Here is a 2,652-nt window from a genome sequence, read left to right as displayed (position 1 = left end):
GAGTATGGAAGGGAACCGGGCGAACTGAAACATCTAAGTAGCCCGAGGAGAAGTAATCAAACGAGATACCCCAAGTAGCGGCGAGCGAACGGGGCAGAAGCCCAAACCGGAGAAGGAAACTTTTCCGGGGTTGAGGACCGTCACACGAAAAGGACGCCTAGCCGAATCTCCTGGGAAGGAGAGCCATAGGATGTGAAAGCCATGTAAGCGAAAGGCTGAGAAGGACAGACGGCACCAGAGTACCGCGGGACACGAGAAACCCCGTGGGAAGCCGGGGGGACCACCCTCCAAGGCAAAACACAGATATCGACCGATAGCGCATAGTACCATGAGGGAAAGGTGAAAAGCACCCCGGGAGGGGAATGAAAGAGAACCTGAAACCGTATGTTTACAAGCAGTCGGAGACCGCTTAATAATAAGGTCGACGGCGTGCCTATTGAAGAATGAACCGGCGAGTTATGAGGTCCAGCAAGGTTAAGCAGGAAATGCGGAGCCGAAGCGAAAGCGAGTCTTAATAGGGCGGAAAGTTGGATTGCATAGACCCGAAACCACAGTGATCTACCCATGTCCAGGCTGAAACACAGGTAAAAATGTGCGGAGGGCCGAACCTATATCCGTTGAAAAGGGTTAGGATGAGGTGTGGGTAGGGGTGAAATTCCAATCGAACGTGGAGATAGCTGGTTCTCCCCGAAATAGCTTTAGGGCTAGCCTCAGGGTGAGATTGCAGGCGGTAGAGCACTGATCAGGAGAGGGACCTACCCGGTTACCAAACCCAGTCAAACTACGAATGGCTGCAATTATACCTGGGAGTCAGACTACGACTTATAAGGGCCGTGGTCAAAAGGGAAACAGCCCAGATCATCAGCTAAGGTCCCAAATGCCGTGCTAAGTGGCGAAGGATGTGGCGTTTCATAAACAACCAGGATGTTGGCTCAGAAGCAGCCACCATTCAAAGAGTGCGTAATAGCTCACTGGTCGAGAGACGCTGCGCCGAAAATGTCCGGGGCTCAAGCACGGAACCGAAGCTATGGCAGATAGCAATATCTGGGTAGGGGAGCGTACTTAACAGGAAGAAGCATAACCGTAAGGATATGTGGACAGTTAAGCAGTGAGAATGCCGGTATGAGTATCGAAAAGAAAGGTGAGAATCCTTTCCACCGAAAGCCCGAGGGTTCCTGAGCAACGATCGTCGACTCAGGGTAAGTCGGGACCTAAGCCGAGGCGGAGACGCGTAGGCGATGGACAACAGGTTGAAATTCCTGTACCGGATAGAATCGTCTGAGCAATGGAGCGACGCAGGAGGGCACATGATCGCGCGGCTGGAAGAGCGCGTCCAAGTGCGTATGTAGGTAAGGAGGCAAATCCCCTTACCTGAAAGCAGAGACATGATGGGGAGTTAAAGGAAACTTTGACGAACTCATGGATCCCACACTGCCAAGAAAAACTTCTAGCGAGAGACTATCCGCCCGTACCGTAAACCGACACAGGTAGGCGGGGAGAGAATCCTAAGGTGCGCGGGAAAACCCTCGTTAAGGAACTCGGCAAATTGCATCCGTAACTTAGGGAGAAGGATGACCCTGAATAAGCGAAAGCCAGAAACGGCTGGAACAGAAAAGGGTGGCAGAAAAGAGGCCCAAGCAACTGTTTACCAAAAACACAGGTGCCTGCGAAAGCGCAAGCTGAAGTATAGGTGCTGACGCCTGCCCGGTGCTGGAAGGTTAAGGAGAGAGGTCAGCGCAAGCGAAGCTTTGAACTGAAGCCCCAGTGAACGGCGGCCGTAACTATAACGGTCCTAAGGTAGCGAAATTCCTTGTCGGGCAAGTTCCGACCCGCATGAAAGGCGTAATGATTTGGGCACTGTCTCAACGAGGGGCCCGGTGAAATTGAAATACCTGTGAAGATGCAGGTTACCCGCGACTGGACAGAAAGACCCCATGGAGCTTCACTGCAGCTTGAGATTGAATCGCGGTGACAGATGCACAGGATAGGTGGGAGGCTTTGAAGTAATGCCTTTGGGTGTTACGGAGCCAATGTTGGGATACCACCCTTCTGTTGCTGCGATTCTAACACGGAGACTAACAACCTCGTGGACCATCTCAGGCAGGCGGTTTGACTGGGGCGGTCGCCTCCGAAAGAGTAACGGAGGCGCCCAAACAAGTCGAGCAGAGACGAAAGTCGGGCTTAGTGATCCGGTGGTACTGAGTGGAAAGGCCATCGCTCAACGGATAAAAGCTACCCTGGGGATAACAGGCTAATCTCTCCCAAGAGTTCATATCGACGGGGAGGTTTGGCACCTCGATGTCGGCTCATCACATCCTGGAGCTGGAGTAGGTTCCAAGGGTTGGGCTGTTCGCCCATTAAAGTGGTACGCGAGCTGGGTTCAAAACGTCGTGAGACAGTTTGGTTCATATCCATCGCGGGCGCAAGAAGTTTGAGGGAGGCTGCTCCTAGTACGAGAGGACCGGAGTGGACGGATCAACGGTGTACCAGTTGTCGCGCCAGCGGCACGGCTGGAAAGCCGCATCCGGAAAGGATAAACGCTGAAAGCATCTAAGCGTGAAGCCCGTCCCGAGATGAGACTTCTCATCAGCAATGAGTAAGACCCCTTAAAGACGATGAGGTTGATAGGCTGTGAGTGGAAGGGCCGCAAGG

At 53.1% G+C, this 2,652-nt stretch carries 1 rRNA gene (cut by a window edge); it reads left to right on the top strand.

Annotated elements, in window-relative coordinates:
• Positions 1 to 2,652 (top strand): 23S ribosomal RNA (locus QZN42_RS09785); its annotated part runs 41 nt beyond the window's last position; the annotation flags it as partial.

Origin of the sequence: uncultured Dialister sp. (assembly GCA_900314595.1) — a bacterium.
Lineage (GTDB): Bacteria > Bacillota > Negativicutes > Veillonellales > Dialisteraceae > Dialister.
This window is presented reverse-complemented; position numbering and strand designations above follow the sequence as displayed.